The sequence below is a fragment of the Streptomyces omiyaensis genome (genome assembly GCF_014650895.1).
Taxonomy (GTDB): Bacteria; Actinomycetota; Actinomycetes; order Streptomycetales; family Streptomycetaceae; genus Streptomyces; species Streptomyces omiyaensis.
Map to the genome: position 1 here is coordinate 25,909 of NZ_BMVV01000043.1, position 6,215 is coordinate 32,123.

The following is a 6,215-nucleotide window of genomic DNA, read 5'->3' on the forward strand; positions in this document are numbered from 1 at the left end:
GGCGGGTTTCCCCGTGCTCGCCGGCCTGCGGCCGTAGGCTGGGGCGGGGAGACCAGGGGAGACGATGATCGACTACCGCAAGAAGGCCGCTGTTCCGGTGTGGACGCTGGCGACCGGCGACGTCCGGGTGCCCGCCCTGATCGGAGAGGGGCCGATGACGGGCGAGCGCCTGACCGAACTCCGCAGCGTGCTGGCCGCCCTCGCCGACGGGCCGATCGCCACGCTCGAGGCGCATCCGCTGCCCGACCGGCTCGACCGGGGCCGGGGCATCCCGCTCGACGCCGTGAGTCCCCTGGCGCAGCACCTGTCGGAGCTCGTCACGCGCTCGGCGCGGAGTTCCTCCGCGGCGAGCGCCGCCGGCGAAGGCCTGTACCGCATGGTGGTCCCGGCGAAGGTCGCCGCGCAGTTCGGCCAGGGCATCGTCCGCTCGATGCCGTCGAAAGAGGTGGCCGGAGGCATCCACGGCGCACTCCTGAACTCGACCGGCATCGCCGCCCACGCGACCTTCGTGCCCGTCGGCAAAGCCGCCGCGGCGGGTGCGGCCGGCGGAGCCGGTGCGACGGCCGGCGTCGCGGTCGGCGGCACCGCGGCGCTCACCGTGGCCGCGCCGCTCGTCCTCATGGCGGTGGCGGTGGCGGTGAGCGCACACGCCGACGCCAAGCGCGAGCGGGCCATCGAGCACATCACGGAACTGCTGGAACAGCTCCACGAGCAGAAGCTCGAAGACGAGCGCAGCGAACTCGACGGCTGCCGGGACGCCATCGACAAGGCCACCGCCATCCTGTTCGACCAGGGCAAGCTCGGCGTCTCGCTGGGACTGGACTCGGCGGTGCACGCCATCAACACCGCACTGGGCCACGCCGACCACCGTCTCGCCCGGTGGCGGAACGCCCTCGACAGGCTGCCCGACGGCGAGCCCGTCGAGATCGGCACGCTGACCGAGTCCTTCCCCGGCGTGGACGACCACGGCGGTACGTTCCGCACCCACCTCGAACTCGCTTCCCTGGCCATCGCGTTGAAGCGGCGGGTGAACATCCTCCAGGCCGTCGAGCACGCGCAGGGAGACCCCGGCAACCCGTTCGAGAGCTTCGTCCGCGTCCTCAGGCGCGACCAGGAGCGCCTCGACGAACTGGAGTCGGGCATCGCCCGCGTCCTGGTACGCCTGTCGGCGCTGGAGCCGGCACGCCCGAGCGGCCTGCGGCCCGTCTTCACGACCGGCGAGGTCGACCGCCTGATGCGCGCGGCGCACCTGATCCGCAGGCTCGGCGACGGCGTCACGCCCGACGGGCGCGCGGCGGACGTGGCGATCGAGATCGCTCGCCACCAGGACGGCTCGGTGGTCGTGTTCCCCGCGCTGCCCGTCGGGGCGTAGGCGCGGACTTCGGCTCCCGGCGGGCTTCGCGTGGCTCGCTGACCGCCGACCGCCGACCGCCGACCGCCGACCGCCGACCGCCGACCGCCGACCGCCGACCGCCGACCGCCGACCGCCGACCGCCGACCGCCGACCGCCGACCGCCGGCCGCCGGGTGCCGACTGCAGACCGCCGGGCGACCTCGCGCACCCCGAAAGCGCACCGCACCCCCGGCGCACCCGGCGCCGGGACCGGTGTCCCGCCCGAGCCGCCGCCGCTTCGGCCGGGTCACCGGTCCCCGCTCGAAGGTCAGATCCCGTCGCCCCATCCGAAGGTGAGCTGGTAGGCGCGCCGGAGTGCGTGCCGGCCGTGATCCCCGTCGGCGTAGGCCCAGGTGAGCGCTGCGGAGAACCAGAGCAAAAAGATTCCGCCCACCACACCCAGAGCCACCGTCTTCCCGTACCAGCCCAGGAGCACCAGGGCGATGGTCACGACGGCCGCGCCGATATGGGCTCCCCTGGAGTCCAGCTGTGCGGCCCCGCGCGCCTTCCTGCGTCGGGCCCGCTCTGCGGCGAACCGTTCCTCGCGAACGGACTGTGGTTCGTTCTCGTCGAAGTTCATCTCTCGCCCCGGCGCTGACGCTACCTCTGTTCCGACCACGTCGGCACGGGAGCACGGGGTCCGGCCGGGGCTGCGCCCGTGCGCGAGGAGGCGAGGACGTGAGCACCGAGGACACCCGGCACGGGCCCCTGGACGGCGCCCCGCGCACGCTCGTCGAGCAGGGCATCAACAGGACCTCGGCCCGTTCCGTGGCCGCCGCCGCGCGAGTGAACCAGGTGCTGGTCCTCTACCACTTCGGCTCGGTCGACGAGCTCCCCGCGGCGGCCTGCCGGCACGGCGCCGAACAACGGGTGGCCCGCCACCGCGAACGGCCGCACGCGGTCGGCAGCCTCTCCGAACTCCTCGCCTTCGGGCGGGAGGCGCACGCCGAGGAGCGGGAGGCCGGCCACGCCGCCGTCCTCGGGCGGTTCCTCGCGGGCGCCCGGACCCACCCGCGACTGGCCCCCGCCACCGTCGCCGGGCTCGACCTGTGGGCCGAGGAGATCGAGCAGGTGCTGCGACGCACCTCGTGCAGCCCTGAAAACTTTCGCGCGTGCGGGTGTGTGGGCGTGTGGTCCGGGGGTAGGCGGCAGATCGAGCGCATGGGACTGCACTCGACCACCGCGCCCGCGGCCCTTCCCCCCGGCCGTCGGCCCGTGGTTCCGCGACCGCCCCGCCCCGTCCCCCCTTCGGGCGCGGGGCGGTCGTCCTGTCCGTCACCGCCCGACTGCCGGACGCTCCTCGGATTCCGGCGTTCGCGTGCGTCTGTGGGCACCAGTGCGCCTACCCGGGGTGGCCGAGGGCGCGCGGTGGCCCTTCTCGCCCCACCGTTCGGCCCGGTCGACCACGGTGCGTGCCCCCGCGGTCGGGTGGGGCACCCGCCCGCAGGCACGGTTGTCCTCACTCCACGGCGGCGTCGAGGAGGATCTGCGCCAGTTCGCGCGGCTGGGAGAGCATCGGCCAATGGCCGGTGTCCATCCTGGCCAGCCGCCAGTGCTCGCCGTTCAGCAGCTCGGCCACGTCCTCGTCGGGCCCGGCGTCGACGGGCTCGGTCCCCGGCATCACGCACAGGACGTAGGTCGCCGGAAGTCCGGCGAGCGGCCCCGCCAGTGCGGCGGGCTCGGTCAGCGTGGCACCCGGGTGAGGGGTCGAACCACGCACGAGGCGTGCGATCTGCTCGTCGGTGAGACCTTCGCCGTCGAAGTGAGCGGCCGGCGCGACCGGCCAGAACCCTCCGTTCGCGGCGATCGAGGCCTCCAGCGCCGCCCCGCCGTCCGGCCGGCCGGAGGCGAACGACTCGCCGTCGGCCGGAACGCTCGAGTCGACGAACACCACGCGGGCCAGTCGGTCGCCGATCCGCTCCGCGGCCTGACCGACCGGGATGCCCGAGTAGCTGTGACCCACCAGGACCACGTCGCGCAGATCCCGGCGCTCCACCTCGGCGACGACGTCCTGGACGTGGGTCGCTTGTCCCGCCGGCACACCCCGCTTGTCGGCGAGACCGGACAGCGTCAACGGATGGACGCCGTGGCCGGCCGCACGCAGATGCGGCACCACCTCGTCCCACGCCCACGCCCCGAGGCGCGCACCTGCGACCAACACGAAATTCACCATGCACGCACCGTAGCCGGGCACCCCGACAACCTCATGGAAAATATTTTCGATGCGCGCCCTAACGCGCTGCCCTGCGCCAGAACCTGCCGGAGCCCTTCTCCTTCGACGGGCGGACCTCCAGGGTCCATTCCCCCTCGGCGCTCTTGACCTGCACGAGCAGGGGACCGGCGGGCAGCTCCCTCGTGTCCTTGGGGCGCCTGCTCGCCACGTTGGCCAGCAGGTGGTCGCGGCCGCCCGGCTCCTGGCCCTCGACGTGGAAGTACGCGTGGCTGCAGGTGTGGAGCCGGGAGGTAAGCCGGCCGGCGGGCCCCGTGTGGAGCAGTACGTCCGCACCCCGGCCCTTGGCGCCGCGGCCGAGCTCCTCCACGACGCTCACGGGCCGGACGGCGATCGTCCATTCGCGCTGCCAGGCTTCCACGCGCAGGCGCAACGGGCCTCGGCCGCGGTGGTGCATCACGGCCCGGCCCTCGAAGTCCTCCAGCGTCGTGTTCGCGAGGAGGAGGTCTTCCTTGCCCCGCTCGTCGACGCTGTTCACCCCGAAGTAGCCGTCGCCCTTCCGGGCGGAGTCGACCACGACGTAGCCGGCCGGGACCGGCACGTCGACGGTGAAGGTCTTGCTGCCCTTGCCGCTGCGGACGAACGCCGGGAAGTCCTCCCCGAAGACGCCGGCGTCCGACGTCGCGCCGGTCCGTACGGGGTCCTGCACGGGGTCCCGGACGGGAACCCGCGCCGGGACGGCGGCCTCGGCTTCCCGGACCTTCGCCAGGAGCTCCTCGGGGACGTCCTCCGGCAGGGCGTCGACGGGGACCGGATCGCCGTCGGGCGCGGGCCCGTCGTCGACGGCGGCCTCTTCGCCGGGGGCGGGCCCGCCGGGAGCGGGCTCGTCGGGGTCCCTGCCCTCGATGCCGAAGTCCTCCGCCAGACCGACGAGCCCGGAGTCCCATCCCTGGCCCACGGCGCGGAACTTCCACGCCCCGTCGCGCCGGTAGAACTCGCCCAGGACGAACGCCGTCTCGGTGCTCGCGTCGTCGACCTCGTACAGCGCCAGCTGCTCCCCCGTACCGGCGCTGATCGTCCGTATGTGCAGACCCGGCACCTGCCCGAACGTCCCGGTGTCGGTCGAGGCGCCGACGACGATGCGGTGGACGGCGGGCTCCACCAGCGCCGTGTCGACCTCCAGCCAGTCGGCGACGCGGTGCTGCTCGTCGCGCACCTGCCCGATGTGGCGCACGGCGCCGGACGAGTGGGTCAGCTGGTTGCAGAAGACGAGGTCGCCGTCGCCCCTGACCCGGCCCGTGGCGTCGAGCAGGAGCGCCGAGGCGTCGACGTCCGGCACTCCGTCCCCGGCCGCCCGCCGGACGACCGCGATCCGCCACACCTGCCCGGGGACCGGCAGGTTTCCCCCCTTGACGATCTTTGTCACGCCGTCATGCCGGCACGCGACCGTCCTGCCTGCCCCGGTCCCGGGTCCGGGGCCGGACGTTCCCCGCCAGGCCGAGGAGGAGCCGGGCGGTCCGTGCGGACCGGTGCGGAGCGGGGGAGACGCCGACCGGTGCTTCGTACGCGCGCCGCCCGGCCGGTTCACCGCTCGGATCAGACGGCGACGGCAGTCAGGACCAGGAGCGTGCCGATGGCGACGGCGCCGGCCGACCAGCGCAGCGCGCTGCGGGGCGCGTTCTCGTGATGCCGGCGCGAGCGCTCCAGGGACGCCCGGTCGCCTATCCACAAGTGTTCGGGGAACTGGCGGTGGCGGATGGCGGGATAGGGGTCGCCGACCCGCAGCTCGGGGGTGAGGGGCACGGACTTCCTCTGCCGGACGGTGTCGCCGCCGGGGACGTCGAGTGCGAAGACGGCGGAGGCGGTGCGGTCTCCCGGAGCGGAGGTCAGGGCGACCAGACGGGCCTGCACCTCGATCCCGTCCTCTTCCAGGCTCCGCAACTGCTCGGCTCTGGCCCGCTCGCCGGGGAGCACGGACAGGTACGAGTAGACCATGTAGTAGGCCCCCGCCCCGAGCAGGAACAGCACGACTCTGACGATCACCATGTGCGGCACGATAGGCGAGAAGGCGCCACCGCGTCCCGCCACACCGCAGGTCTGGCCGAGGTTCAGGACGGGAGTGGCCTCGTCCCGATGTTCGTGTGTGGGGGGCTATCCGGTCGTCTTCATCGACGCGATCCACGTGAAGATCCGCGACGGCGCCGTCGCCAACCGGCCCATCTACGTGGCTTTGGCCGTCACCGCCGAAAGGCCGGCGCGAGATTTCGGGGCTGTGGGCCGGGGACGGCGGCGAGGGCGCCAAACACTGGATGCACATCCTCACCGAGATCAAGAACCGTGGCGTGAACGACGTCCTGATGCCGGTCTGCGACGGCCTGAAGGGCCTGCCCGACGCGGTCGAGACCGTCTGGCCGCAGACGATCGTGCAGACCTGCGTGGTCCACCTGCTGCGGAACTCCTTCCGCTATGCCGCCCGCCAGGACTGGGACAAGATCGCCAAACTCCTCAAGCCCGTCCACACCGCCGCGCCCGAGGAGGCCGCGCTGGAGCGGTTCGCCGAGTTCGCCGATGCCTGGGGCCGGAAGTATCCGGCGATCGTCCGGCTCTGGGAGAACGCCTGGGAGGAGTTCACGCCGTTCCTCCGCTTCGACAC

General features: G+C 73.4%; 5 protein-coding genes and 2 pseudogenes. 3 read left to right on the plus strand and 4 right to left on the minus strand.

What is annotated here, in order from left to right:
* Positions 1-64 precede the first annotated feature (64 nt).
* Positions 65-1,372 carry a hypothetical protein gene (locus IE287_RS36180; RefSeq protein ID WP_189853654.1) on the plus strand — a complete coding sequence of 436 codons (1,308 nt, stop codon included), beginning with the start codon at positions 65-67 and terminating at the stop codon, positions 1,370-1,372.
* 288 nt (positions 1,373-1,660) lie between these two features.
* On the opposite strand, the gene IE287_RS36185 is transcribed toward IE287_RS36180, so the two are convergent.
* The gene (locus tag IE287_RS36185; protein ID WP_189853655.1) at positions 1,661-1,972 is read right to left on the minus strand and encodes a hypothetical protein; all 312 of its coding nucleotides are present in this window, start codon (positions 1,970-1,972) and stop codon (positions 1,661-1,663) included.
* 98 nt (positions 1,973-2,070) lie between these two features.
* On the opposite strand from IE287_RS36185, the pseudogene IE287_RS36190 reads away from it, so the two are divergent.
* Positions 2,071-2,475, plus strand: a pseudogene (locus IE287_RS36190) (TetR family transcriptional regulator); the annotation flags it as partial.
* Between the two features lie 376 nt (positions 2,476-2,851).
* Here the strand turns inward: IE287_RS36190 and IE287_RS36195 are convergent.
* The 3 genes from IE287_RS36195 to IE287_RS36205 all read right to left on the minus strand — a co-directional run bounded on the left by IE287_RS36195 (position 2,852) and on the right by IE287_RS36205 (position 5,608).
* The gene (locus IE287_RS36195; RefSeq protein WP_189853656.1) at positions 2,852-3,565 is read right to left on the minus strand and encodes an alpha/beta fold hydrolase; all 714 of its coding nucleotides are present in this window, start codon (positions 3,563-3,565) and stop codon (positions 2,852-2,854) included.
* A gap of 58 nt (positions 3,566-3,623) precedes the next feature.
* Positions 3,624-4,988: a TerD family protein gene (locus tag IE287_RS36200; protein ID WP_229883971.1), complete on the minus strand. Its 1,365-nt coding sequence runs from the start codon at positions 4,986-4,988 to the stop codon at positions 3,624-3,626.
* Between the two features lie 170 nt (positions 4,989-5,158).
* Positions 5,159-5,608 carry a hypothetical protein gene (locus IE287_RS36205; protein ID WP_189853657.1) on the minus strand — a complete coding sequence of 150 codons (450 nt, stop codon included), beginning with the start codon at positions 5,606-5,608 and terminating at the stop codon, positions 5,159-5,161.
* A gap of 106 nt (positions 5,609-5,714) precedes the next feature.
* Between IE287_RS36205 and IE287_RS36210 the strand changes: the two are divergent.
* Positions 5,715-6,215 (plus strand): annotated as a pseudogene (locus IE287_RS36210) (IS256 family transposase); the annotation flags it as partial.

Bases quoted from the DNA above. Each gene is read 5' to 3' on its own strand.
- IE287_RS36205 (WP_189853657.1), bottom strand. From the start codon at position 5,608: ATGGTGATCGTCAGAGTCGTGCTGTTCCTGCTCGGGGCGGGGGCCTAC.
- IE287_RS36180 (WP_189853654.1), top strand. From the start codon at position 65: ATGATCGACTACCGCAAGAAGGCCGCTGTTCCGGTGTGGACGCTGGCG.
- IE287_RS36195 (WP_189853656.1), bottom strand. From the start codon at position 3,565: ATGGTGAATTTCGTGTTGGTCGCAGGTGCGCGCCTCGGGGCGTGGGCG.
- IE287_RS36185 (WP_189853655.1), bottom strand. From the start codon at position 1,972: ATGAACTTCGACGAGAACGAACCACAGTCCGTTCGCGAGGAACGGTTC.